The 25,269-nt window shown below is 38.5% G+C and carries 25 protein-coding genes; 14 read left to right on the top strand and 11 right to left on the bottom strand.

The annotated features are described in order from the left end of the window. The 10 genes from C9J38_RS21760 to C9J38_RS06985 form a co-directional block, all read left to right on the top strand. Positions 1 to 210: hypothetical protein (locus tag C9J38_RS21760; protein ID WP_158259498.1), on the top strand; the 210-nt coding region annotated here is incomplete at its 5' end. Between the two features lie 150 nt (positions 211 to 360). Then, on the top strand, positions 361 to 852 hold the full coding sequence (locus tag C9J38_RS07025) for a hypothetical protein (protein ID WP_107206453.1): 492 nt from the start codon (positions 361 to 363) through the stop codon (positions 850 to 852). Then, positions 804 to 1,562: a hypothetical protein gene (locus C9J38_RS07020; protein ID WP_233218476.1), complete on the top strand. Its 759-nt coding sequence runs from the start codon at positions 804 to 806 to the stop codon at positions 1,560 to 1,562. Before C9J38_RS07025 ends, C9J38_RS07020 begins: the two co-directional genes overlap by 49 nt. Positions 1,563 to 1,578: 16 nt before the next feature. After that, positions 1,579 to 2,538 (top strand): hypothetical protein, encoded by a 960-nt coding sequence (locus C9J38_RS07015; RefSeq protein ID WP_107206451.1) that lies wholly within the window; start codon positions 1,579 to 1,581, stop codon positions 2,536 to 2,538. Positions 2,539 to 2,680: 142 nt separating this feature from the next. Next, complete coding sequence (locus tag C9J38_RS07010) at positions 2,681 to 3,637, top strand: hypothetical protein (protein WP_107206450.1); 957 nt, start codon at positions 2,681 to 2,683, stop codon at positions 3,635 to 3,637. A 138-nt stretch (positions 3,638 to 3,775) separates the two neighbouring features. Beyond that, on the top strand, positions 3,776 to 4,735 hold the full coding sequence (locus C9J38_RS07005) for a hypothetical protein (protein ID WP_107206449.1): 960 nt from the start codon (positions 3,776 to 3,778) through the stop codon (positions 4,733 to 4,735). Positions 4,736 to 5,019: 284 nt separating this feature from the next. After that, positions 5,020 to 5,760, top strand: a complete 741-nt coding sequence (locus tag C9J38_RS07000; protein WP_107206448.1) for a DUF2931 family protein — start codon at positions 5,020 to 5,022, stop codon at positions 5,758 to 5,760. Between the two features lie 81 nt (positions 5,761 to 5,841). Next, on the top strand, positions 5,842 to 6,576 hold the full coding sequence (locus C9J38_RS06995; protein WP_107206447.1) for a DUF2931 family protein: 735 nt from the start codon (positions 5,842 to 5,844) through the stop codon (positions 6,574 to 6,576). Positions 6,577 to 6,657: 81 nt separating this feature from the next. Next, on the top strand, positions 6,658 to 7,398 hold the full coding sequence (locus C9J38_RS06990) for a DUF2931 family protein (protein ID WP_107206446.1): 741 nt from the start codon (positions 6,658 to 6,660) through the stop codon (positions 7,396 to 7,398). A gap of 247 nt (positions 7,399 to 7,645) precedes the next feature. Next, on the top strand, positions 7,646 to 8,428 hold the full coding sequence (locus tag C9J38_RS06985) for a GyrI-like domain-containing protein (protein ID WP_107206480.1): 783 nt from the start codon (positions 7,646 to 7,648) through the stop codon (positions 8,426 to 8,428). A 258-nt stretch (positions 8,429 to 8,686) separates the two neighbouring features. Here the strand turns inward: C9J38_RS06985 and C9J38_RS06975 are convergent, their stop codons facing one another. The 5 genes from C9J38_RS06975 to C9J38_RS06955 all read right to left on the bottom strand — a co-directional run bounded on the left by C9J38_RS06975 (position 8,687) and on the right by C9J38_RS06955 (position 12,808). After that, positions 8,687 to 9,259 (bottom strand): protocatechuate 3,4-dioxygenase, encoded by a 573-nt coding sequence (locus C9J38_RS06975; RefSeq protein ID WP_107206445.1) that lies wholly within the window; start codon positions 9,257 to 9,259, stop codon positions 8,687 to 8,689. Between the two features lie 221 nt (positions 9,260 to 9,480). Continuing rightward, positions 9,481 to 9,954 (bottom strand): ASCH domain-containing protein, encoded by a 474-nt coding sequence (locus C9J38_RS06970; RefSeq protein ID WP_107206444.1) that lies wholly within the window; start codon positions 9,952 to 9,954, stop codon positions 9,481 to 9,483. Between the two features lie 32 nt (positions 9,955 to 9,986). Beyond that, positions 9,987 to 10,364, bottom strand: coding sequence for an MmcQ/YjbR family DNA-binding protein (locus C9J38_RS06965; RefSeq protein WP_045128468.1), 378 nt, complete (start codon positions 10,362 to 10,364; stop codon positions 9,987 to 9,989). A gap of 60 nt (positions 10,365 to 10,424) precedes the next feature. Then, positions 10,425 to 11,000 (bottom strand): class I SAM-dependent methyltransferase, encoded by a 576-nt coding sequence (locus C9J38_RS06960; protein WP_107206443.1) that lies wholly within the window; start codon positions 10,998 to 11,000, stop codon positions 10,425 to 10,427. A 389-nt stretch (positions 11,001 to 11,389) separates the two neighbouring features. Beyond that, on the bottom strand, positions 11,390 to 12,808 hold the full coding sequence (locus C9J38_RS06955) for a disulfide bond formation protein B (RefSeq protein ID WP_199195410.1): 1,419 nt from the start codon (positions 12,806 to 12,808) through the stop codon (positions 11,390 to 11,392). A gap of 873 nt (positions 12,809 to 13,681) precedes the next feature. Between C9J38_RS06955 and gss the strand changes: the two genes are divergently transcribed. Next, entirely contained in the window at positions 13,682 to 15,559 is a 1,878-nt protein-coding gene (gss, locus tag C9J38_RS06950) for a bifunctional glutathionylspermidine amidase/synthase (RefSeq protein WP_107206442.1), read from the top strand. Between the two features lie 82 nt (positions 15,560 to 15,641). On the opposite strand, the gene C9J38_RS06945 is transcribed toward gss, so the two are convergent. Beyond that, entirely contained in the window at positions 15,642 to 17,681 is a 2,040-nt protein-coding gene (locus C9J38_RS06945; RefSeq protein WP_107206441.1) for a TonB-dependent hemoglobin/transferrin/lactoferrin family receptor, read from the bottom strand. Positions 17,682 to 18,059: 378 nt separating this feature from the next. Here C9J38_RS06945 and rplY point away from each other — a divergent pair, with 378 nt between their 5' ends. Next, positions 18,060 to 18,338 carry a 50S ribosomal protein L25 gene (gene rplY / locus C9J38_RS06940; protein ID WP_045150345.1) on the top strand — a complete coding sequence of 93 codons (279 nt, stop codon included), beginning with the start codon at positions 18,060 to 18,062 and terminating at the stop codon, positions 18,336 to 18,338. Positions 18,339 to 18,416: 78 nt separating this feature from the next. Here the strand turns inward: rplY and C9J38_RS06935 are convergent, their stop codons facing one another. Further along, positions 18,417 to 18,680, bottom strand: a complete 264-nt coding sequence (locus tag C9J38_RS06935; protein WP_080902005.1) for a DUF1289 domain-containing protein — start codon at positions 18,678 to 18,680, stop codon at positions 18,417 to 18,419. Between the two features lie 258 nt (positions 18,681 to 18,938). Here C9J38_RS06935 and C9J38_RS06930 point away from each other — a divergent pair, with 258 nt between their 5' ends. Further along, positions 18,939 to 19,256 carry a hypothetical protein gene (locus C9J38_RS06930; protein WP_107206440.1) on the top strand — a complete coding sequence of 106 codons (318 nt, stop codon included), beginning with the start codon at positions 18,939 to 18,941 and terminating at the stop codon, positions 19,254 to 19,256. Between the two features lie 65 nt (positions 19,257 to 19,321). Here C9J38_RS06930 and C9J38_RS06925 read toward each other — a convergent pair whose 3' ends face one another. The 3 genes from C9J38_RS06925 to C9J38_RS06915 all read right to left on the bottom strand — a co-directional run bounded on the left by C9J38_RS06925 (position 19,322) and on the right by C9J38_RS06915 (position 23,132). Further along, on the bottom strand, positions 19,322 to 19,852 hold the full coding sequence (locus tag C9J38_RS06925; protein WP_107206439.1) for a YqhA family protein: 531 nt from the start codon (positions 19,850 to 19,852) through the stop codon (positions 19,322 to 19,324). Positions 19,853 to 19,952: 100 nt separating this feature from the next. After that, positions 19,953 to 22,337, bottom strand: coding sequence for a DNA polymerase II (locus C9J38_RS06920; protein ID WP_107206438.1), 2,385 nt, complete (start codon positions 22,335 to 22,337; stop codon positions 19,953 to 19,955). Positions 22,338 to 22,361: 24 nt separating this feature from the next. Further along, a complete protein-coding gene (locus C9J38_RS06915) occupies positions 22,362 to 23,132 on the bottom strand; it encodes a hypothetical protein (protein ID WP_107206437.1) in 771 nt (256 codons plus the stop codon). 241 nt (positions 23,133 to 23,373) lie between these two features. On the opposite strand from C9J38_RS06915, the gene C9J38_RS06910 reads away from it, so the two are divergent. Next, positions 23,374 to 23,700 carry an HI1450 family dsDNA-mimic protein gene (locus tag C9J38_RS06910; protein ID WP_005368211.1) on the top strand — a complete coding sequence of 109 codons (327 nt, stop codon included), beginning with the start codon at positions 23,374 to 23,376 and terminating at the stop codon, positions 23,698 to 23,700. Between the two features lie 95 nt (positions 23,701 to 23,795). Here C9J38_RS06910 and emrD read toward each other — a convergent pair whose 3' ends face one another. Beyond that, positions 23,796 to 25,010, bottom strand: a complete 1,215-nt coding sequence (gene emrD, locus C9J38_RS06905; protein ID WP_107206436.1) for a multidrug efflux MFS transporter EmrD — start codon at positions 25,008 to 25,010, stop codon at positions 23,796 to 23,798. Between the last annotated feature and the right edge of the window lie 259 nt (positions 25,011 to 25,269).

The following is a 25,269-nucleotide window of genomic DNA, read 5'->3' as shown; positions in this document are numbered from 1 at the left end:
AGTATTGAAGATGACTCTTTATCTGAAAAAGAGAAATATATTGCAGCAAAAGCAACTGAACTTTTTAATGGTGATGACTTTGCAATAAGCTTTACTCATCCACCTAAAGAAAAAGAAGCTTTGATTGTTGCAAATAATAAAGCACAAGAAAAAGCAGATTCGGTAAAAAGAGTGATTTATATTGATGGGGCTCACGTACCTGAAGGTTAATTATTTTTTAATTTTTGAGCGCTTCCTAAATAAAAAGGAAGCGCTTTTTTAATCAATATTAAAGCAAATTATTGCCCAATTGTTTTTAGGTGTACTATTCAACATTAAATCTATTAGCTTCTTAGTCAGCTAAATTAAGGCCTTAAATGCATGAAAGTAATAATTACTACCCTTCTTTTAACTCTCTCTTCGATAGCCTTAACCGGTTGCTCAAAAGCAACAACACCTCAACAAGCCGATATTGCTGTATTTGAACAATTTTTATCAGAAAATCCGATATCAAGTATCAACCCTTCTATTGATATAGCGAGTATCTATCAGCCAGGTGACCCGCTTTTTGAAGGGGTACTTAATATACAGCGTAAGTTATGGGGAGAAGCTAAAAAAGCACTTCAACCTTTAGCCGATAAAAAAAATCCAGAAGCGATGTATTGGTTAGCCACCATTACCTACGGTTCGAGTATATATGATACTCCGAAGGCCGGAAAAATGTTGATTGAAGCAGCAGAGTTAGGCAACCCCTATGCCGCTCTATTTTTTTCACCAGATAGCCGCTATTGTAATATGTATTTTAAAAATCAATGCAGTGAGAAGTGGGTAGAAAAAGCACAAAAACTGTTTGCAGAACAAGCAGAATATTAGGAAAGAACAGGATTAAAACGCCGTCTGTTTTAGTCGGACCTTGGGGGTGGTTAGCCATTGCAATCTCCCTTACTGGTGGGCTTTGCTACTTATGGCTAAAAGATAACTCAATGCAAGAATGGCTCGCCAATGGTCCTTTTGCAGAGGAGGAAGATCGTTTTAATGGAGAGTATGCATCATTAAAGGACGACCCTGAGCTTGCATATCTTACATGGTTGAACGAAATTATTGGCATTAAAATCACTGTTTATCCAAAAGATAAAGTGCAGTTACAATTAAGTGATAAAGTATCACAACGTTTGAATACAATGCCTACAACACATTATATTCATATTCAGTCGAATTTACCCATCTCATTAAATCAGAAGAATATCACTGTGAAAGCATGCCAAAAGCTTACAAAGGTATTAATTGATGGGAATAATCAGTTGAGTGATCAGTATTCCAGCCAGCAGCCCCTCTCCTCCCTAGGAGGAATGAGTTTAGGTAATAGTTATGTTTTTTGTATAAAAACGACGGAAGATACTCGCCAGACAAAAAATGTCAGAGAAACAATAGAAGTCGCTGTTTTAGCGAAAGCGCGAATAACACATAAAGGTACGGTATTTCCACTTCCTTCTTTAGATAAAAATGCAATACGTTTGAACAATATTGGACCTCCCCGTGCTGACTTTACTCAACAACAAAAAGAATGGGCTGATAACCTATAAAATGAAAAGGATAACCATGAAACATACCCCGTACAATTCACAGCACATTCCGCCGCAAGCGTCGGGGAATCAGCAAGGCTTTTGGTCTCAAATGGCCAGAAAAGGTGTGCACTTCCCATTTACTTGCAATAATCATCATGTTCCAGAAAAAGAGCTGCGATCCCGTACCCCCTCTGAACTGAAAAAGCTTAAGACATTTGAGAGTGATATATACAGTGAGCGTGAAATTCACGACATCACTTTCCCATGGTGGGGCTTGGCCTATTTTTATGCCGTGACTTTTGCGAAAGTTATTGCAATCTATTTTATGCCGTTAGCTTTTTTGGTTTTTGGTATGGTGAATATTTTTACTAAAGCCCCACAAAGTGAACTAAATACAGCATATCTTGGGTTAATCTTTATATCAGTGGTGTGTCTACTCATTTGGTGGTCTTTCTCTTTTTTTAATGGAAAGTTACCCATTAAAACCTTATTTTCATTAAGCCGAGAAACGGGTATGGTCACACTACATGGCTTCGGTAATAAGGTGCGATTTAGTCACCCTTTTGTTGAGTTTGATTGCTACCTGACAACATCGCCAACCCCACAAGGTTTTATTAATTATCAACTGTTTCTTGTTCATCGTTATAATGGTTATAAACATGGGGTTCCCATTGGCCGTTTTATCAATGGTTCAAGAGATCTTGATGAATACAAGCGCTTATGGAACATGATCCAAGCCTATATGGATGTGAGCCAGCCTTTGCCCGACATTCCAATGAATGAGCCTTTTCGCCATAAAGACAATGCAACCGTTGCTTATGATAAGGCGCATCATCGAAAGCCAGATTTTTGGTTCAGTATGGATGATGATGCGTTTGAACAAGCTGTGACGAAAATTGTTGAGAGGCAAAATTCAGAGCCACCATTGGGTGAGGTTATACCGTTCCCTACCACAGATTCTATAGCAACCACACCAAACACGGCTTCTGCCTAACGCATAATAAGCACGCCCATCTCGGCGTGCTTTTTTGTGGAGGTCATATCTCATCATCAATCAGGCCAATTATTGCCCAGTCTATTTAGCGTGTATTCTCACTCTGAGAATCGTTAACGCCGAAGAAAGATAGAAAATAACCATGAAGCATAATCCTTACAACTCACAGCATATTCCGCCGCAAGCGCCGGGGAATCAGCAAGGCTTTTGGTCTCAAATGGCCAGAAAAGGTGTGCACTTCCCATTTACTTGCAATAATCATCATGTGTCAAGTAAAGTGTTGCGATCCCGTAAACCCTCTGAGCTTAGAACGTTAGACCCATCTGAAGGCGGCTACAACGAACGTCAAATTAGAGACATCACATTGCCATGGTGGGGCTTGGTCTATTTTTATGCCGTGACTTTTGCGAAAGTTATTGCTCTCTATATGATGCCGTTAGCATTTGTTCTTCTGGGGATAATATATCTCGTAACCAACATTTCATCGCAATCATCAATCGATATTTTGATTTTTCTTTTATACATATTGATCCCATCCTTACTCATTTGGTGGTCTTTCTCTTTTTTTAATGGAAAATTACCCATTAAAACCTTATTTTCATTAAGCCGTGAAACGGGCATGGTCACACTGTATGGTTTCGGTAATAAGGTGCGATTTAGTCACCCTTTTGTTGAGTTTGATTGCTACCTGACAACATCGCCAACCCCACAAGGTTTTATTAATTATCAACTGTTTCTTGTTCATCGTTATAATGGTTACAAACATGGGGTTCCCATTGGCCGTTTTATTAATGGCTCAAGAGATCTTGATGAATACAAACGCTTATGGAACATGATCCAAGCCTATATGGATGTGAGCCAGCCTTTGCCTGACATTCCAATGAATGAGCCTTTTCGCCATAAAGACAATGCAACCGTTGCTTATGACAAGGCGCATCATCGAAAGCCTGACTTTTGGTTCAGTATGAATGATGAAGCGTTTGAACAAGCAGTGACGAAAATTGTTGAGAAGCAAAATTCAGAGCCACCATTGGGTGAAGTTATACCGATCCCTACCACAGATTCTATAGCAACCACACCAAATACGGCTTCTGCCTAACGCATAATAAGCACGTCTATCTCGGCGTGCTTTTTTGTGGAGGTCATATCTCATAATCAGGCCAATTATTGCCCAGTCTATTAAGCGTGTATTCTCACTCTGAGAATCGTTAACGCCGAAGAAAGATAGAAAATAACCATGAAGCATAATCCTTATAACTCACAGCACATTCCGCCGCAAGCGCCGGGGAATCAGCAAGGCTTTTGGTCAAACATGGCCAGAAAAGGTGTGCACTTCCCATTTACTTGCAATAATCATCATGTGCCAGAAAAAGAGCTGCGATCCCGTACCCCCTCTGAACTGAAAAAGCTTAAGACATTTGAGAGTGATATATACAGTGAGCGTGAGATTCACGACATCACTTTCCCATGGTGGGGCTTGGTCTATTTTTATGCCGTGACATTCGGAAAATTTATTGCTCTCTATATGATGCCGTTAGCATTTGTTCTTCTGGGGATAATATATCTCGTAACCAACATTTCATCGCAATCATCAATCGATATTTTGACTTTTCTTTTATACGTATTGATACCATCCTTACTCATTTGGTGGTCTTTCTCTTTTTTTAATGGAAAATTACCCATTAAAACCTTATTTTCATTAAGCCGAGAAACGGGCATGGTCACACTGTATGGTTTCGGTAATAAGGTGCGATTTAGTCACCCTTTTGTTGAGTTTGATTGCTACCTGACAACATCGCCAACCCCACAGGGTTTTATTAATTATCAACTGTTTCTTGTTCATCGTTATAATGGTTATAAACATGGGGTTCCCATTGGCCGTTTTATCAATGGTTCAAGAGATCTTGATGAATACAAACGCTTATGGAACATGATCCAAGCCTATATGGATGTGAGCCAGCCTTTGCCCGACATTCCAATGAATGAGCCTTTCCGCCATAAAGACAGTGCAACCGTTGCTTATGATAAGGCGCATCATCGAAAGCCAGACTTTTGGTTCAGTATGGATGATGAAGCGTTTGAACAAGCAGTGACGAAAATTGTTGAGAAGCAAAATTCAGAGCCACCATTGGGTGAAGTTATACCGATCCCTACCACTGATTCTATAGCAACCACACCAAACACGGCTTCTGCCTAACGCATAATAAGCACGCCCATCTCGGCGTGCTTTTTTGTGGAGGTCATATCTTATAATCAGGCCAATTATTGCCCAGTCTATTTAGCGTGTATTCTCACTCAGGGAATCGTTAACGCCGAAGAAAGATAGAAAATAACCATGAAACATACCCCGTACAATTCTCAGCATATTCCGCCGCAAGCGCCAGCGAATCATAAAGGCTTTTGGTCTCAAATGGCCAGAAAAGGCCGACAGAGCAAAGATACAATGAGCGTCAAATATTCGAATGTAAACAAGGACAGTAAATGAAAAAGATCATATCAACAGGAGTATTCTGCCTATTACTGGCTGGTTGTAGCATGATAAATAGAGAACGCGTACCTGATGAAGTTCCTGATTGGACGGTTGGTTACGCTATGCCATCATTTTATCCAGTCAGAGTCACTAAAGCATATGGTATTAACACGCAAGAAAATTGGACCTCTATTTTACACACTCATAGTCAGTTTATGACGGTTAGTGATTTTAAGCGTATAAAAGGCTTTTTACCTAATTATGATGGTTATGGTATGCCATTAAGAAGTTATTCTACAATTGCTTACTATGAACAGATTATGAAAACCAATCATCTACCCGATAAAGTCGTGCTTTACTGGACATCCCTTTTTGATGCGAAGTTCTATATTACTGAATTAGATGTCACCCCAAAAATGAAAGCGCTGATGTACACACAACAGCATCATGTGGAATCTGACGGAATAAAACGTATTTGCTATCAGAGTCAATTTGATTTTGGTTTCCTACCAAATGGGCAAGTGAAAGTGTGGCTTGAAGGGTGTGGCAAGTATACGTACGTTACTGAGCTGTCACCAACGAGCACACCCGAAACGGACTATAACGGAAGTACTTACTCTGATCATAACCAGACAAGAAACTCTGTACTTAAAAGAGCTAAAAAGGCTAACGCAACCTTAACGCCTATCCCTTGGGACAAGGTAAATAAGATATATACATCAAAAAACTATATTGTAGATCAGCTTCATTAATATTGGTTTACCGCCTCACTATTTTCTGTAAGGCGCTCAATGAAAGAGCTAGATTCAGCATTCATTACACAAGGACAGTAAATGAAAAAGATCATATCAACAGGGGTGCTCTGCCTATTACTGGCTGGTTGTAGCATGATAAATAGAGAACGCGTACCTGATGAAGTTCCTGATTGGACGGTTGGTTACGCTATGCCATCATTTTACCCTGTCAGAGTCACTAAAGCATATGGTATAAACACGCAAGAAGATTGGACCTCTATTTTACACACTCATAGTCAATTTATGAGAATCAGCGATTTAGAACGAATTAAACAGTCTCAACCGGACTATGATGGATATGGATTATCGTTAACTTTTGGGATCGCTCAATACTCCCAGATAAGATATACAAATCATTTACCCGATAAAGTTGTGCTTTATTGGACGTCCCTTTTTGACGCGAAGTTCTATATTACTGAATTAGATGTCACCCAAAAAATGAAAGCGCTGGCCTATAAAAAGCAAAGTTACATTCGACCAGATGGAATAAAACGAGCTTGCTACCAAACGACATTTGATTTTGGTTTTCTACCAAATGGACAAGTGAAAGTGTGGCTTGAAGGGTGTGGCAAATATACGTACGTTACTGAACTGTCACCAACGAGCACACCCGAAACGGACTATAACGGAAGTACTTACTCTGATCATAACCAGACAAGAAACGCTGTACTTAAAAGAGCTAAAAAGGCTAACGCAACCTTAACGCCTATCCCTTGGGACAAGGTAAATAAGGTTTATACATCTAAACATTTTACTGTTGACCAGCTTCATTAATATTGACTTATCGCCTCACAGAAACCTGTGAGGCGCTCAATGAAAGAGCTAGATTCAGCATTCATTACACAAGGACAGTAAATGAAAAATATTATATCAACAGGGGTGCTCTGCCTATTACTGGCTGGTTGTAGCATGATGAATAGAGAACGCGTACCTGATGAAGTTCCTGATTGGACGGTTGGTTACGCTATGCCATCATTTTACCCTGTCAGAGTCACTAAAGCATATGGTATTAACACGCAAGAAGATTGGACCTCTATTTTACACACTCATAGTCAATTTATGACGGTTAGTGATTTTAAGCGTATAAAGGGCTTTTTACCTAATTATGATGGTTATGGTATGCCATTAAGAAGTTATTCTACAATTGCTTACTATGAACAGATTATGAAAACCAATCATCTACCCGATAAAGTCGTGCTTTACTGGACATCCCTTTTTGATGCGAAGTTCTATATTACTGAATTAGATGTCACCCCAAAAATGAAAGCGCTGATGTATACACAACAGCATCATGTGGAATCTGACGGAATAAAACGTACTTGCTATCAAAGTCAATTTGATTTTGGTTTCCTACCAAATGGGCAAGTGAAAGTGTGGCTTGAAGGGTGTGGCAAGTATACGTACGTTACTGAGCTATCGCCAACTAGCATGCCTGATACTGACTATAATTCAATCACATCGAAACAATATTTCCAAGCAACAGAATATGTAAAAAAAAGAGCTAAAAAAGCTCACGCAACCTTGACACCTATCCCTTGGGACAAGGTAAATAAGGTTTATACATCAGAAAATTATATTGTAGATCAGCTTCATTAATATTGGCCTATCGCCTCACAGGTTTCTGTGAGGCGTTTTAGTTTTATATGATTCGTCAAACCATTACATTAAAACATTATAAAAACTAATCCAAAATCACGTTAACACAATATGAATGAGTATTAGGTCTAACTGATAAAGGGGCACTTTTGTGTTACGAAGTGCCAACTTTGAAAATTCGGGACAAGAAATAGATAGAAGTAAGCACTGAGTACCATGTAGTTAAGATATGCGTTATTAATTAATGATGTGGCAACTAAGTACTGTCGCTGCCAGTTCAAAGTACCACTTTCACCGTATCTTTAAGGCATTCATGGGGATCAGTGCTATGCAACATGTGTTGCTAGCACGAATGAAACGCGCTTCTTTCAGGTTAGCATTTGAGTCACAGTTCAGTGTTACTGATATTGCTTTTGAAGCTCAATTCGAAAGCCTAGAAGCCTTTACGCGTGCTTTTTCAAGGATATTCGGGCAAACACCTTCCCAATTTAGAAATCAGCCTGAGTGGCGTTCTTGGCACTCAAAGTATGAATATCATCCACCAATAACAGGAGAAAGTGTAATGAATGTTCAAATCGTAGATTTCGAAAAAAGAGAAGTTGCATTAATTGAACATAAAGGTAGCCCACTACTGGTATACGAGACAGCAGCTAAGTTTATAAATTGGCGAAAATCGACAGGTTTATCTCCAATAAAAACCAGCGAAACATTTGGTATTCCTCACTCTGACCCAAGCGATACGCCAGATGATGAGTTTCAGTTTGATATCTGTGGCTCGCACAAAGGAGAGGTTCCAGAGAACACCTATGGAATAAAATCTGGAACAATACCAAGTGGCAGGTGCGCTATGGCAATCCATAAAGGAAGCCATGACAGCATTGGCGACACCTTGTATCACTTATATCAAAAATGGCTGCCAGATAGTAAAGAAGAATTAAGAGAGTATCCTTGTTACTTTCGTTATTTAAATTTTGTTCATGAAGTCAATGAATGTGAGTTGTTAACGGAGATCTACCTACCGATAAAATAGTAAGTGGCTAAGGGAAGTAATAGACTCGGACCTGCGTCGAGGCTGTAATATGGCATCTGCACAGAGAGCGATTGTTAGCTCGGGAATAGCAATAAGTGCAATGGACATTATTAGCGTTAAGACGATCTTAATACTTTAGATAATATGCCATTGCAACCTTCTGTGGATATCGTTCTAGTCACGGAAGCCGAACCTCATCCAATATTGGAAAAATAACGCATGGAACAATTTGTTAAGCTAATGCCTTAAACGGATTCGCTAGCCAATTACAAAGGTAAATTCACCAGTTAAACGCCCGTCGATTCGCATAGTTTCAAACTGTAGATGATCACGGGCTTTTCCACCCCACCATTCATTACCAGTATTACCTTTTAAGTACAATTGGGTGGTAAGTAGCTCTTGATTACCACGCCACAACTTAACATGAATGTGTGGCGGACGAGAGGCGTAAGGTACAGGATACAATGTCTGGAATAAGTAGCGTCCATCCGATTGAGTTTCCACCGCGCCAAACCCAGCAAAGTGAGCATCAAACATATCGTTATTTGGCTGGTTTGGGTGAGAATAGATACCTTGCCCATCACACTGCCAGATTTCTAGTTTGATGCCTGAAACAGGGTTTCCCGTTGTATCCACTACTTTCCCTTGCAATATAATGGGCTCTCCAATTAATCCTTCAGTCTGAAGTAATAAATTTGATCGAAGAGGAATACGATCGACCGGATAAAATGGCCCTTCTGCTTGTTCAGGTGTTAACTGTATCGGCGTTTTGGCCTTTAAACCTGTCGTAAAAATCAAACTCAAAAGCGCTAAAAAGTGTCGTCGTTCCATGGTGTCACCAATCGCTAGTTTTAGTTAAGTTTGGTTAAAATTGAACGATTTGCCAAGACTAGTGCTGTGGATAATATAGTTTTATCAGCATCAGAAACATTTGGATATAAAACCTTGTTAAGATGTGAAGCAAGCAATACCGAAGTCTCAGCAAACTAACTTAAACACTAAAACCAGCACACACTAAAATGCCCATATGGTAAAACACTCTAAACAACTTGTTATTTTTTCGCTGGGTACACAGTTTTAAAATGCTCTAAGACAAGCACCATATCTTCTGATGGACTGATATTGAGTTCTTCGCACTCTTTTGAGAAGAAATTCCAATGAGCTTTTTTCCACCAGCCTAGTGTTTTGTCACCTTCACCTTCTAACTCAGCAAACTCAGCCGTAATTTCATTGTATTTGCACTTTGATACGGAAGTTATTTCTATAATACAAACGGGTTCACCAGACCAATTAGTTACAACCTGAAGATGTCCCACTTCAGGCATAAGCTCACCTTGTTCGCTATACCAAATCTCTAAACTGCATGAGGCTCGTTTTTCACCACGTAATATGAGATCAGCGCATAGGTTTGCATTATATTCGTCGGCACAAAAATAATCGGAACTAAATGAGGTGTACTTTGATGCATTGTCACAGGTCAGAGAACTAAGATATTGTTCTAGGAATAATTTACTTCTTTCATCCATGATCTTTACTCAATTTTCGTCTTGAACGCTTATTAGCGTGGTTCAGCTAGGCTCTCGATGCCCAACTCTTGTTGTTTACGCTTACTTAAACCACTAGCTACGATTCGGTAAGACTCAGACAAATAATACTTTAAATCGTCGTCTAATTTACCCGAGGTCTCAATTTGCTGTATCCACTTCATTCCACGATTGGCAAAATATGGCGCAGGTTTATAACCATCACTATTACTCAAAAACTCGAAATTTAAGTTAGACGTTTTAAACGTAAATGCAGCTTGGGAACCATCGCTCCAACCACCTATGGCAAAGACTTTACCACCGACTTTCCATACATCGGAATTCCCCCATTGAACAACGTGACTTGTTCCAGCAAAAGAACCGCAAAAATGGTTAAATTCTTCGTAGTTCATACTGACTTCCCTATTAGATCATGTAGCCGCGTTAAGTATTTCCAATATTAACTTTAACTGTTATATGACTTTTCGCGCGATGATATGGATTGCTTTACTTTTATGACCTGATATAGTCGAGTTATCGACCAACGTAGAACTCTCAATATTAAAGTTTGTTAGTAACGCTTCAAACTCTGCTTTGGAACTATGCCACATCGATACGCCTGTACCTGAAACAAAATGTAAGCTTTGGTCTGAACAAAACTCAGCTAGATAAATAATACCCTGAGGTTTGAGCACTCGGTGTAGTTCGCTAAGTATATTGTTACGACAGCTTTGTTCTGGGATACAAGTGAGTACGGCACACAAAACTATCGAATCAAATTCGCCATCATGGAAAGGCAAAACCTCAGTTGATAAATATCTTAAATCAAGCTCTGGACATTCGCTCAAACCTCGGCTTACCATTTCTTTCGATGAATCGACGCCAACGACTTCACGATAACCAAGCTCTGATATCTGTTTTGTGATGCGCCCATATCCACAACCAAAGTCCAAAATTTTTGATTCAAGAGGTACAGATGCGACAAAATCATCAGTTGATATTTTTAAATTAAAATTGACTCGATCTGCCACAGAATCCCATTCACTCATGATTTCCTCCCTCTGTCATATAACATAATCTTAACGTGAAAAATTTGATGCCATACTTTTTAGCGAAGCGAAAATGACTTATGTTTCAGCATCAGCCTGATTGAAAAACGAAGACACATAACAGGCTATTAATAAGCATCCTTACTTTTACGTGAAAATACACATCTATAATATCTTTATCATAATCGATATAATCTCTACATATTATGAGCTTGATAGCGATTTTTCACACCCAATGATTTTTAATTGGATATGGAAAGTAAGAAATATTGCTTATTAAAAAAGGATTAAAGCGATAAATCTCTCAACCTTTATTATAACTAGTTATATAGAGACGAAAAAAGGCTAAGCAATAACTTAACCTTTTATTCACCCTATTTTTTGACAGGCTAAATAGGCAGTAAATATGTTTTTACTCTCTTATTACCAGCGTCTTCATCTGTAATTAAGACTTTATTAGAAATAATTGTCACCCCTTGCGGGTTATTAACATCATCAATATCATAAACATTTATAGGTTTGTTTGATTCTTTATCTAAAACTATCAGTTGCTTACCTGAGTTGTTTAATAAAATAATTGCGTTATCTGTAACTTCCATACCGGTTATTATAGGAACCGCTTTCGTTTTCATTGATATGATCTGTTCAGCGTTTAACATCATATCTTTACGGCTAAATCTTGATAACACAATAAAATCATTGACTTTATTAGGCAAAGACAAGGTTAGATATTCATTATCTAATAAAGATAATGCACTGCTACCTATATAGCTTTTATTAGCTCGAACTGTCTTTAAGTTCCCTCTACCCATTTCTTTCATGCGATATGAATCATCAACGGATAGCTTTACATAACTTTTATAAACAGACGTTACAATAACTTCTCCGTTTTTATCAAAAAAGATGCCAGAGATATTACTTACATCTTTATCAAATTTTGGGTCTACTTTATATTGGCTTAATATTTTTGATGCCGTCTTATCAAGTAAATAAATCCAGTTTTTATTTGTCGCAATAGCAATTACACTTCTTTTCTCATCGTAACTTATCGCTGTTACTCTACCAGTTATATCGGCTGGAAGATTAATGTTTTTAATCTTCTGTAATTGGTTAGCATGTTCAAATTTAGTGCTTTCATTAACTGGTAATGTATTAAAATCAGGTTGTTCAATGTAATTATTAGCTCTAAATGAAAAATGACTCCACGTAGGCCAATGTTTTGTCGTCCAAACCGTTTTACTTAAGTCGTAACTAAAATTTTTCGGGCTTGCTTGCCCAATATATGGCGGTGGACCGACTTGAGTGAATGCCTGAATTACGTTTAAAAATATAACAATAATAAAACTATATCCTGAGACTTTATGGAACGTCCCCCAGCGAATCCGTGTTGTATTTCTTAATGATTCTTCATTTGAAAACCTTATCAATAAAGACATAATTAGTAAGTTAGCTATAAATAAGAACACTCCCCATGTATATGCATGAGCACCCATTATTAAGCCACCAAACCCCTGCCCAATATCCTGTCCGAGATGTACAGAGCTATGCAATATACTTAACCATAACCCGTAAATACATATAATATAATAGGTACTAATATATTTTAATCTCAAGCCATATCGAGACATATATAAAGCACAAAGAGAAAGAAGTATAATTGCAATTCTTTCCTGCCAACATAATATACAAGGATTATCACCCAGAATATAACCAAGTATCACAGTTGCAATACCAATAGGGATCAGGGTTAATCCCAAAGATAAAGCCGATAACAGCAAGGATGTTTGAGAACTATTTAAACGTTTCAATTAGTAGTTCCCCATAGGTAGTACCATATTCCAACAAACGACAAGTGATAATAAAACACTAAGAATGACAGAAAAAAACAAAGAAACATCACTCAAATTTTTTCTTTTTGGATAAAAGACAACTAATAATGAAGATATTAAAATTATAACTAATATTAAAAATTCCAATTTCGCACCTTACTTATTTAATTAATAGATATCATCTATACCTGATGATTTAGAAACTATTTCTACCGACTAATTTTATGACCGATTTATTTATATATTCGAAAACTAATGTGATGATCAGTAGGCTTACTGAAACACATGGCTTTTGGTGTGAATAAAATGACGTATTAAGTCTCACCAATAAATTAGCTTTATTATGAGCACTCTTATATATAAATGTAGCCACTTACCAAGTGATCATTAGACGCTAAGAGCTAACTCTTCGTGTTGATACGTCTGTCTATTTAGAGAGTTCTTGTTTGTGTGCAACATGAGCGATAATCGCAATATTACGAATACTTTGAGTATCTAACATTTTTTATCCTCATATTGATGTGACGAATTGATCATACAGACTGTACAAAAATACCAATAACAACATTCAGACGATAAACATCACTAATAGGACAATTGAATAACGGCTAACGTAAAATATTCCATAGAACGCCCAAATTATTGAAGCATCCTTACAATTCACATTTCTGCATTGCAAGCTTTTGATGAAAGTTTTAGCTTGATAAAAAACGGTATTTCCATACTCCCCTGATGCGAATGCATATCTTATTTGCTCAACACTGAGCCACATCATCGGTCGCTATAGAAAGTTTAACCATCAAAACATACAGCGCTTTGCTTTTGTTTCGATAATTACATGTAGGCCACATTATGAATACAGACGATCACGCCAATAATGCTCCTTTTGGTACTTTGCTAGGTTATGCCCCAGGTGGTATTGCAATCTACTCTTCCGATTACAGTACTATTGATGAAAATGAATACACCGATGATTCCGCCATGCGTAGCTACGTTCATGGTGAATATATGGGTATGAAATGGCAATGTGTCGAGTTTGCACGACGTTTTCTTTATATCAATTACGGGTTGGTGTTTACCGATGTCGGTATGGCATATGAGATTTTTTCATTGCGTTTCTTACGCCAAGTCGTTAACGATAAAATCTTACCACTTTACGCGTTTGCCAATGGATCACGCCAAGCCCCTGTCGCTGGTTCATTGTTGATATGGCAAAAAGGTGGGGAGTTTCAAGAAACAGGTCACGTGGCTATTATTACTCAAATTATTGATAACAAAGTCATGATTGCAGAGCAGAATGTCACGTTTGCGCCACTGCCATTAGGTCAACAATGGACACGTGAATTAACCTTACACGTTAAAGATGGCTGCTACACCATTGAAGATACGTTTGAAGACTCTGAAATTTTAGGTTGGATGGCCTATAACATCGAAGCGCATGATTGTTTACCTCAACCCTCTCCTTCGCCTGAACTGTTGAATATTCAATGTGCCTATCGTGATAACCAAGCGCAATTCTCAACCCCTTGGTTAGATGAAACAGATCCGCTTGAATTAACCTATCAACAAGTCAATGGTAAACAGTTACTTAACGATGATATTTATCGTTATTTCACTATATCTGAAAGCGCAGAGCATGAATTAGCCAAAGCCACTAACGAATTACACTTAATGTACTTACACGCTACAGATAAAGTACTGCAAGACGACAGTTTGCTTGAACTGTTCGATATTCCGAAAATTTTATGGCCTCGTCTACGGTTATCATGGCAGAAACACCGCCATAGCATGCTAACTGGTCGCCTTGATTTCTGTATGACTGAAGATGGCTTAAAAGTGTATGAGTACAATGCCGACTCCGCTTCTTGCCACACGGAAGCATGTTTGGTCATTCAGAAATGGGCAGAGAAAGGTGGCGATATTACTGAAAATAGCCCTGCTGAAGATCTACTCAACGAGCTTGCCAGTGTATGGAAGTACAGCCAAGAATATGATTTTGTTCATATCATGCAAGATGATGATGCAGAGGAAGATTATCACGCATTATTCATGCAAAAAGCGTTAACCTTAGCCGGTATTGAAAGCAAAATACTCAAAGGGTTGGACGGCATATATTGGAACAGTATTGGACAATTAGTCGATGACGAGCAACGCTTGATTCAATGTGTATGGAAAACATGGGCATGGGAAACCGCAATGGATCAAGTCCGCGAAGTTAGCAGCACCGAATATGCCGCTGTACCTATTCACACTGGCTATCCTGATACAAAAGTGCGCTTAATCGACGTGTTACTTCGTCCTGAAGTTAAAGTATTTGAGCCACTGTGGACGGTAATACCAAGTAACAAAGCGATATTGCCTGTGCTTTGGTCTTTATTCCCCCATCATCATTATTTATTAGATACTGACTTCACCGTAACCGATGAACTGCGTCAAACTGGTTATGCCGTTAAGCCTATTGCAGGACGCTGTGGCAGCAATATTGATTTGATTAACCACAACGATTCAGTATTAGATACAACCGATGGGAAATTTAATAATCAGAAAAACATCTACCAGCAGTTATGGTGTTTACCTAAAGTCGCCAATAAATATATTCAGGTTTGTACTTTTACTGTCGATGGGAACTACGGCGGTGTATGTTTGCGTTCAGATGATTCATTGGTAATTAAAAAAGACAGTGATATCGAGCCTTTGATTGTATTGGAAGACAGTGCGTTCTTAAAATAGTAGCCTGCTTCTATATAATAAAAAAACGCACAGCTTACTTTACGTAAAACTGTGCGTTTTTATTTATATAAGTATTAAAGGATTAAAACTTATATTCAGCTGAAATTTTGTATGAACGACCTGGCTCATAAACTTGCGTCCATGGTGTACGGTAGTTTTCATCAAACGCATTGGCAACAGTAAAATCAACCGTTAGACCTTCCATGTTTGACGTTGGCTCCCATGAGGCATAGAAATCAACAAGTTCGTAAGACTTATAAGGGCCTTCGTTATCGTCTTTTGGACGTCGATCTTGAGTGCTGGCAAAGATAGCTCGTGTACCTACTTTGGTGTCAATTTCCCAAATACCGTAGTCAACTTGCGCCACCCATTTATCGGCAGGGATATTACTTAACCACTCACCTGTTTTTTCATCTTTACCACGTGTTTGGCCATACGATAGCAATGTATTTAATCTGTCATAACGGTACTGGGCAACAACTTCAAAACCTTTTAACTTAGCATTGTCGATGTTATCTGAAGTACTTGTACCACCACAACCAACACCAGAGCCACGGTTTGCCATCATACACGCTATCATTTCGCTACGGCTTGGTACTGTTACATCTAGATTGATAAAGTCTTTAACTTTATTTTGGAAAACGCTAGCTGTGATCAGTAATTCATCATCACCAATAAGGTTATCAAAATTAAATGTACCTTTTAACTCGATATTATGTGCCTGTTCTGGCTTCAAATTCGGGTTAGGTACAAATACATTGGTAATAGGCCCCATTGCAAAGTGAGTGCCGTCCATAAATAATTCAGACGTACTTGCCGCTCTGAATGCTTCGTCATATCTTAATGACCATGCCATCCAATCTGTCGCCTGCCAGTTAGCACCTACAGATGGAGACCAAGCATCTTGCTTATTATTTTCGAACCCTTCTGCTTTTGACTCAAACGTGTCGTAACGTAAGCCAGCATCTAGTTCAAGTGACTCTAATAAGGCGTAATTAACATGAGCAAAGCCACCTAAGGTTGTTGCTTTAGCACCATCAGGAGGTGTTGGACGACCTGAGGTTGTTACTGGACGTTTAGTATCTAACTTATCTTCATAGCCATCAGCACCAATAAAGACTTGAAAACGATCTAAATCAGATTTATTGGTAACAGAAAAACCTGTTGTGGTGATAGAGCTGATATCTTTTTCAGTATTTCCATTACCCAACTCTTTAATATCTGTGTCGTTACGATAAACTCTAAATGCACTATCAATGAAGTTACTTTCAGGGTTATAAGCGTACTTTAATGTAATGTTTTGATCCGTGGACGTACGATCAATCAGTTTATCTTCTGTACTTAATGGCTCAGTCGAGCCGACAACTGGTGGGTGCCCGTCATAATCAGAAATGCGGTAATCTAAACCAATGCTTTGGCTATCGGTAAAGTGCCAATTAAATTTCGCTAACCCCGTCTTATTAATCGCTTCAGTACCATAGAGCTTATAGCCATTGCCTTGCTCCATCACACCACTGTCTTGGTAACTACCGGCTAGTAACCAATCAACATTATCTTGTTTGTTAGCAATCGCACCAACGGTGGTAACAACATTTCCGTTACTCTGATAGCCCGTCTTAACTTTGCCACCAAAGCCTGTATCTTCGACTAAATCATCTGCTGTGATTGTATTTTGAATAACCACACCACCAATTGCACCTGAGCCATATAAAGAACTCACAGGGCCTTTTACTACCTCAATGTCACTGATCAAAGTTGGGTCTAAGAAAAAGGATGGTCGGTGATCAAATTGGGCATTTTGGCGGTTACCATCAATAACCTGTAGGACTTTATTCCCTTCTAAGCCACGAATATTAATAGATTGATTACTCGCAACATTACCACCAGCAACAGACACGTTTGGTATGAATTTTACCGCTTCAGCGACTGAATTAACCTGCATTTCATCAAGTTCTTCGCTGCTAACTTTTGCAACCGTCCTTGTTTTATCTTGGTTAGTTTCATCAACTCTCGAAGCCGAAACAACAATCTCATCAAATTGAGAAACATCGTTGCTGGCATAAACGGATGGAGAAAGGACCGCGACTAAAGAGCTGGCGATCAGAGTTAATTGCTTGTTCATATATCCCTACTTCACAATTTTTTATTTGTAACAAAATTCGCAAACATTATTACAAACAAAAACGATAATTACTATCATTTAGATTAAGAAATGATATTTATTTAATTATCATTACCATAAGGAATATTCATTGCGATATAGGCTACGTATTATTGATTACCTAAAATAAGAAAAAGTGGTCACGGTATAATTAACGTGTATTTTTCACACAAAAAGATAGCAATTCGCTCATCTATTTATTTGTTATTTAATAAGTATTATTTTTCACTTTAATACGCTTGCTTAACAGCAATATGATTGTTAGTATGCGCGCTCGTTTTACGACGCTAAGTAAGGTCGCATTACTTAGTGAATCATTTATATCAAAGAGTATTGATTATGAAATTTAATGCAGTAGTACGTACTGACCTAGGTAAAGGTGCGAGCCGCCGCCTACGTCTTCAAGAGCAATTCCCAGGTATCATTTACGGTGGTGAAGCAGCACCAGTTGCTATCGCTCTTAAGCACAGCGATGTTATCAACCAAATGGACAAGCCTGAGTTCTACGAAGGTTTCGTACTAGTAATCGACGGTCAAGAAGTTAAAGTTAAACCTCAAGACATTCAACGTCACCCGTTCAAGCCTAAAGTTGAACACATGGACTTCAAACGCATCTAATTGCGAGTTCATAAACGTTTTATTAAGCACTCTTCGGAGTGCTTTTTTTATATCTAAATAACTGTATCGATATATTTACTAAAACAACGACTGTTGCGGATCATCCTCTTGCTCAATATTCTTATCTAACTCTTGCTGCAATTTAGCTCGGTGACGCCTTAGTACTTGCTGTTTGCGGCGACGACATATATCAAGTACTAGATGTTTTTCATCATCGGTCATTTTAAGCCAATACAAACGCTCTTCCCTACTACGGAAGCATCCTTTGCAATACCCCTTATTATTCACTTCACATATGCGCTTACAGGGACTTGGAATATCAAAAAAGTCTTTCTGTTCCATGCCTATTAAATTTCATCATCATACCTTTAATGAGAATAATAGATTTTTATAACTCGTGCTGTTATTAAGTGAAAAACACTAACAAAATTTTGCTAATTCGTTAATTCTGTATTGATTTTATGAAAAAATAGTCAGTTATGTTAGTTGCTTTCATCACCTCAACTCTGATAAGGTTATTCGAGTTGTCATGGCTGATAACTAATTTTTACATTATATATCTAGTCATGTCCCCGAATAGATATATCAAAGGAGGGAACCATGGATTTTTTTGTACCATCGGCTAAAGACCTTGAACAAGCGGAATCTGTTTATTCCTCGATTGCTGCACATGTCTCAGCACCTATTCCGAGCGACAGTAAACGCGTAAGTAAGTTAGTTTGGTCACATGAAGGAACGGTATGTATTGGCGAAGTAGGTAAACTTCCGCCAGAAATATTCCGTGCACCTGAAGAAATTTTAGCTATTTTTGAATGTGGTGATGTGTACAAGATCTGTACTCAAAACCGTGGTGTGATCAATTTCGATCCTATTCTTGCCAATACTAAAGACGTATCTAAAGTTGAATTCTTTAAATAGTTTTTATTTATTAGCAACAAAAAAACGCGCTTATATAGCGCGTTTTTTTATATCATTTCCAAATATTAGTCGTTTTCTTCAACGCGATCATCCGATTCTTCAGCTAAGTTTAAAAACTTCAATCCTAGGCTAAGTAATAAAATAGAAACCGGTAAAATAAGTATCTTCCAATCAAGATTATTGAAATTGACCAATACCGCTTCTAAGAACTTAACAAAAAGAATGATCACAATGACTTCTGCTAATACATTTTTTAAATGCCCAATATTAGGTGTTTTTATCCAACCTAAAACATTTGTTTTATCTGCGTCTGGCGATTTTTTATTTGATATAAATAGTGTGAATACACCGTGTGCAAAAATAAACAATACAAAAGCGATTAAAAAAATATCGAGTGACTTGATTAAATAATACGTCGCTATATCTGCAGTATCTAAATGCACTAGGCTGTTATGCGGTACTGCATTAAAAAACACCACAGTAAACGCGGTATACGTTTTCATTGAGCCAACAATAAACAGCAACAATGAACCAAGAGTAGAGCAAATGATAGCTAACCAGCCTACATATCGAAAAGCATTAAATGTTTTTTTCATAATGGGATAATCTAAAAGTTTTTCACATTATAAAGAATAAACCATAAACTACCAGTAACAGTGAATGTGAAAAAAGAATAAACAACCATTATGATAATCGTTAAAACAACCCTAACTGCGGCGCAGTAATCTCATCAAAGTATTTACCTATAAACGGCAAGATACCATCAGCAACTGGCTTTAATTGCTTATCAATATAATGGTTATAGTCGATAGGGCTTTGACGATACTCGCTTGGCTCAGCACCTGATACTGTAAATACATATTCAATCGTCCCTTTATTTTGATATTGACGAGGACGACCTAATTTTAGGTTCATTTCATCAGCTAAACGGGCTGCACGCACCTGCGGTGGTATATTTTTCTGATAATCCGCTAAATTTCGTCTTAATCGCTTACGGTAAATAAGCAAATCATCAAACTCCCCTGCTAACGTTCGCTGCGTATAATCACGAACATAATCATCAACATCCTGATCATGGAAAACCATTTGATACAGTGACTGCTGAAAATGTTGAGCGAGTGGTGTCCAGTCAGTTCGAACCGTCTCTAACCCTTTAAATACGATCTCTTCTTTATCCCCTCGCCACACTAATCCGGCATACCGTTTTTTACTGCCTGTTTCTTGTCCCCGAATAGTGGGCATTAAAAACTTGTGGTAATGGGTTTCATATTCAATTTCAAGAGCCGATGTTAAGCCATATTTATCACGTAGATGTTCTGTCCACCACTGATTGATATAAGAGACTAAGTCATGACCAATCGCATTTGCATCATCTTGTGAATGGGCTTTTTTAAGTGATACAAAAGTTGAGTCGGTATCACCATAAATCACTTCATAGCCTTTAGCTTCAATTAACTCTCGAGTCAATTTCATGATTTCATGGCCACGCATGGTAATCGATGAAGCTAAACGGTGATCAAAGAAACGACAGCCTGACGATCCTAATACACCATAAAATGAGTTCATGATGATTTTAATTGCTTGGGAAAACGCTTTTTCGCCATCACGTTTGGCTTGATCACGTGCAGCCCATAAATCTTCAATCATCTTCGGCAAGAAATGCTTGGTCCGATGAAAGCGTCCGCCACGAAACCCATTAATAGCTTGGTGTTCCGCTTTACCTTCTTCTTGGTTTAACCCTTCGACTAGCCCCATAGGATCAATCCGAAAAGATCGGATAATCGAAGGATATAGTGATTTAAAATCGAGGACTAATACAGAATCATATAATCCGGGTTTAGAGTCCATAACATAACCACCCGGGCTTGCGATCCAATTATCACTGACAAGGTTTGGTGCGATATAGCCTGCTCTGTGTAATTGCGGCATATAAAGATTGGTAAAGGCGGCAACTGAGCCCCCTACACGATCCAATTCCACGCCCGTTAAACGGCACCGTTCAATAGCAAAATCGAGTAAATGAGTATGCTCAAAAATGCGAGTCACCAACTCACAATCTTGTAAGTTATATTTAGCAAGAGAGAGCTTATCATGGCGAAACATATGATTAATTTCCGCCATCCGATCGTGTACGTTATGAATCGCTTTACCTTCACCCAATAATTCTTGTGAAACCGACTCTAGCGACCATGAACGGAAGTTATAAGTCGCGGTTTTAAGCGTATCAATACCATCCATGACGACTCGTCCGGGAACAGTAATAAACCCTTGATTAGGATTTTGCGAAGATGGTCGATAATGCGGCGTTTGTCGTCCACGACCAATACGTAAATTAACTTTATTCCACTCAGCACGATGCAATAATAAACGAAAATCAAAGTCGATCACGTTCCATCCGATGATCACATCAGGATCAAAAGCCATAAACCACGACTCTAACGATTGCAATAACGCCTTTTCATTTTCAACCCACTCGATCAACAAGTCACTAGACTCGCTATAACCGTCAGGTGCTTGCCCTACCATGATCACTCGGCTATCAGCATCGCTGTGTAAACCAATAGAATACAATACGCCTTTTTCAGAACACTCAATATCTAACGACACGACACTCAGCGTTGGTACATAATCAATAGGTTTTACTTTAGTTTTTGTGACTTCAATGTAGCCAGAACGCTGACGTTGATCACCGGTAAAAACCAAGCCGCCACGAACAAAACGTTCCATTAAATAGCGATCTGCTAAACGAATATCCGATTCAAAAACATCAATTAGCTCCGCAGAAAGTGCTTTTACCGCAGAGAAGCCATCGCGAATAGTGTGGCAATAACAGGCAGAAACAACATGATGCTGAAACGTTTTAAGTGGCAGATCTTTCCACTCTGTTGTGATATTCGCACTCGTTAATACCTGTTGGGCTTGCACTTTTTGCTCTGTACGAACAAAGAAAACAGGCTTATCGCCTATAATAGACAAACGATATGGACCATTTTCTGTTTTAACCCAGAGAATGATTTCTGTTTGTCCATTAATGTCACGACTTTGGCGAGTTAAAACAAAACCCGTTGCTAACGACTGCAAATAAAACCTCTGCTGTTGATATGATCACCCGATCTTTTTTTCTATTTTTTCAAACTCCGCCACAATCCAATTCCCGACATGTTCAACTAAAAACAAAGCGGCACGTTTGGGTACTTGCGGACCATTGATAAGAATTTGAATACGTTCAATATCGACTGTTTTGTCAGGATAAAAATGAAGAAAGAAGTCAGCACATTGCTGCTCACTATAAGCTAAACTCGATGTGCGATGTGCCACCAGCATAAAACAGCTTCGTAGCATCTTCTTACCCACCTTTCGGCACAATGCGTTATATTCTGTCACACTTTTCGTTGCCATAATTTTACTACGACAATCCGCAAGTACCGTTTTTATATCACTATTAAACGCTTTTGCTATCTCCCAACTCGGTTCAAACAAACCAAATTGTGTTGCCAAACTATCGCCATAGAGGCATACGCTACAGTGCTTAAACCAAAAACCCCATTTAAAGATCGATGCCAGTGTCATCACTTCATCTCGCGTAACCACCGTCAGATCAACCTGAGTGATAACGTTATAACGATAGGCTATTTGTTGACATAGTGAATCTAATACGCGGTGTTCTGATGCCGATAATGATCTATTAACAACCAGTGTTATATTAAGATCTGAACGTTCTGTTATCGCGCAACGAGCGGCAACACTGCCATTAAGGTATATGCTGTGTATTTGCTCTGAAAACTCAGCCTGTAATTGTTTTACCAAAGCTAATAACACTGGCATATAAGGTGCTTGAAATGGGGTTAATTCATCAAGAACAGGTAGTGTTTTCATTACAAATACAACTCATAGACAGCTTCAATCCGTAAAAAACAGCAATAACAAATCGTAATAAAAATGTAGATTTATATGCTTTATTCTCTCTATATACTACCAAATTCAACCTATCGAAAGTAAATACTCAAAATCGTTGTTTTTCTGCTTAAATTTTCATTCAAACCATTATAGGCATCGCTTCTTAGCGAGGTTTTAGTATAATCACCACTCTTACACACAAAGAGACAGATCTTAATCTATGGAAACTCAAAACCTGATTTCTTACGATGACGTTATCGATGCGGCATACGATATTTTCTTAGAAATGGCACAAGATAACTTAGAGCCAGCAGACGTATTACTCTTCACTGCACAATTTGAAGATCGTGGTGCAGCTGAAATCGTTGAAACACGTGATGACTGGGCAGAGCACGCTGGTTTTGATGTGGATAAAGAGCTTTTTGCTGAGGTTATCATTGGTCTTGTTAATGAAGAAAACGATGAACTCGATGACGTATTTGCGCGTATGCTAATTAGCCGTGATCCTGAAAACAAAGGCTGCCATATTTTATGGAAACGCGATTAATCATCGTATTCCTAATAGAAAAAAGGCGATATCAACATCTTTTTAATGGATGTGATGTCGCCTTTTTTACTTTCACACACAATAATCGAGCTTAATTAACTTGCCAGTATTGTGATGTCATGTTTCTCACTGCGTCGGATCCACACCAAACTCAACACGACAAGAATTGCCATTACTGCAAGTACTGCACCTAAATTAAATTGGCTTTGTGCACTCATTGCTGATGCTGCTAATGTAGCTAAACCTGCGCCTAAATTCTGAAGACCACCAAGTACGGCTCCAGCTGTACCTGCATGTTGCGGAAACGGCTGAATTGCTAATGTGGTAGCAGCAGGAAATAAAACCCCAGCACCCATAAAATAAATAAACGCACCACCAATTAAACTCGTCACCGTTACCAGCCCCTCCATGCCTGGAATAATAATCGTAATAGCACCTGCAAGTAAGGCAAACATACCCAAGAATAAAACGCGGTTGGTACCCAATCGCTTCATCAATTTATTTGAGCCCCAAGAACCCAATAAATAACCCGGCAAAGGCAGAATGAATAACCAACTTACGGTACTTGGATCCAGTTTTAACACACTACCCAGTAATACCCCTGCTGATGCTTCAAACGTAGCGACACCTGCAAATGTGGCAATTAAACACACCACATAACCTTGGAAACGACGATTAGATAACACATAACGGTAACTTACCCATACTCGCTCCGCTCGGCGATTTTCAACGGGTAATGTTTCACCAAAAGAACGCATTAGGGCAAGTGTTACAAGTGAACCAAAACCTAAAAGGTAAATATAAATAGATTCCCAGCCTAGATGCTCTGATAAATAGCCACCTAATACAGGTGCGATCAATGGAGAAAATATCACCCCCATACTGACTAAACTATTTACTTTATGTAAGTCATCACCGTCATAACAATCGCGTGTAACTGTTCGGCTCATTGCACCACTGGTACCAGTACCCATACCTTGGATAAAACTAGCAAGGAGTAGTACTTCAAAACTTGGGGCTACTAACGCAATAACAGTACCGATCAAGAAAATGACCATACCGCTGATCATTACGGGACGTCGGCCAATACGATCAGATAACGGCCCATAAACAAACTGCGATAAACCATAAGGAATTAAATACGCGGCCATCACTGCTTGTAAAGAAGCAGCTCTAACACCAAAGAACGTCGCCATTTCTGGAATTGCTGGCACGTACATTGTTTGGGTCATTTGCCCTACAGCAATAAATATAATAAGCAAGAATAGGAACTTGCCCATATTCGAAGACGATTGCTTAACCACAACCATTACCCTCAGACAGAATAATATTTCGCAAAGAACCCGATAAAATAAAAACGAGCCCTTCAAACAGGATAAAACTCTAACCTAACAATAAATATTGAATTCAACATTCAATAAATATTCTTATATTAGAACCTATGACTAAATTTAAGACGAGATGTTAATCTTGATGCTGGATTATGACAAGAAGATATTGCTTGATTTAGCACGAATAAATTTTGAATTTGGATTACATTTTCTAATGTGTAAGTGTGGGGAATCTTGT

Source organism: Photobacterium sp. GB-210 (assembly GCF_003026075.1).
Lineage (GTDB): Bacteria > Pseudomonadota > Gammaproteobacteria > Enterobacterales > Vibrionaceae > Photobacterium.
The sequence above is the reverse complement of the archived record's forward strand: the minus strand, read 5'-3'. Positions and strand labels throughout refer to the sequence as shown.

Bases quoted from the DNA above. Each gene is read 5' to 3' on its own strand.
- rplY (WP_045150345.1), top strand. From the start codon at position 18,060: ATGAAATTTAATGCAGTAGTACGTACTGACCTAGGTAAAGGTGCGAGC.
- emrD (WP_107206436.1), bottom strand. From the start codon at position 25,010: ATGGTTGTGGTTAAGCAATCGTCTTCGAATATGGGCAAGTTCCTATTC.
- C9J38_RS06970 (WP_107206444.1), bottom strand. From the start codon at position 9,954: ATGGATGAAAGAAGTAAATTATTCCTAGAACAATATCTTAGTTCTCTG.
- C9J38_RS06985 (WP_107206480.1), top strand. From the start codon at position 7,646: ATGTGGCAACTAAGTACTGTCGCTGCCAGTTCAAAGTACCACTTTCAC.
- C9J38_RS06930 (WP_107206440.1), top strand. From the start codon at position 18,939: ATGGATTTTTTTGTACCATCGGCTAAAGACCTTGAACAAGCGGAATCT.
- C9J38_RS06945 (WP_107206441.1), bottom strand. From the start codon at position 17,681: ATGAACAAGCAATTAACTCTGATCGCCAGCTCTTTAGTCGCGGTCCTT.
- C9J38_RS06960 (WP_107206443.1), bottom strand. From the start codon at position 11,000: ATGAGTGAATGGGATTCTGTGGCAGATCGAGTCAATTTTAATTTAAAA.
- C9J38_RS06990 (WP_107206446.1), top strand. From the start codon at position 6,658: ATGAAAAATATTATATCAACAGGGGTGCTCTGCCTATTACTGGCTGGT.
- gss (WP_107206442.1), top strand. From the start codon at position 13,682: ATGAATACAGACGATCACGCCAATAATGCTCCTTTTGGTACTTTGCTA.
- C9J38_RS07000 (WP_107206448.1), top strand. From the start codon at position 5,020: ATGAAAAAGATCATATCAACAGGAGTATTCTGCCTATTACTGGCTGGT.
- C9J38_RS06965 (WP_045128468.1), bottom strand. From the start codon at position 10,364: ATGAACTACGAAGAATTTAACCATTTTTGCGGTTCTTTTGCTGGAACA.
- C9J38_RS07005 (WP_107206449.1), top strand. From the start codon at position 3,776: ATGAAGCATAATCCTTATAACTCACAGCACATTCCGCCGCAAGCGCCG.
- C9J38_RS07010 (WP_107206450.1), top strand. From the start codon at position 2,681: ATGAAGCATAATCCTTACAACTCACAGCATATTCCGCCGCAAGCGCCG.
- C9J38_RS06935 (WP_080902005.1), bottom strand. From the start codon at position 18,680: ATGGAACAGAAAGACTTTTTTGATATTCCAAGTCCCTGTAAGCGCATA.
- C9J38_RS06910 (WP_005368211.1), top strand. From the start codon at position 23,374: ATGGAAACTCAAAACCTGATTTCTTACGATGACGTTATCGATGCGGCA.
- C9J38_RS06915 (WP_107206437.1), bottom strand. From the start codon at position 23,132: ATGAAAACACTACCTGTTCTTGATGAATTAACCCCATTTCAAGCACCT.
- C9J38_RS06975 (WP_107206445.1), bottom strand. From the start codon at position 9,259: ATGGAACGACGACACTTTTTAGCGCTTTTGAGTTTGATTTTTACGACA.
- C9J38_RS06995 (WP_107206447.1), top strand. From the start codon at position 5,842: ATGAAAAAGATCATATCAACAGGGGTGCTCTGCCTATTACTGGCTGGT.
- C9J38_RS06925 (WP_107206439.1), bottom strand. From the start codon at position 19,852: ATGAAAAAAACATTTAATGCTTTTCGATATGTAGGCTGGTTAGCTATC.
- C9J38_RS07025 (WP_107206453.1), top strand. From the start codon at position 361: ATGAAAGTAATAATTACTACCCTTCTTTTAACTCTCTCTTCGATAGCC.
- C9J38_RS07015 (WP_107206451.1), top strand. From the start codon at position 1,579: ATGAAACATACCCCGTACAATTCACAGCACATTCCGCCGCAAGCGTCG.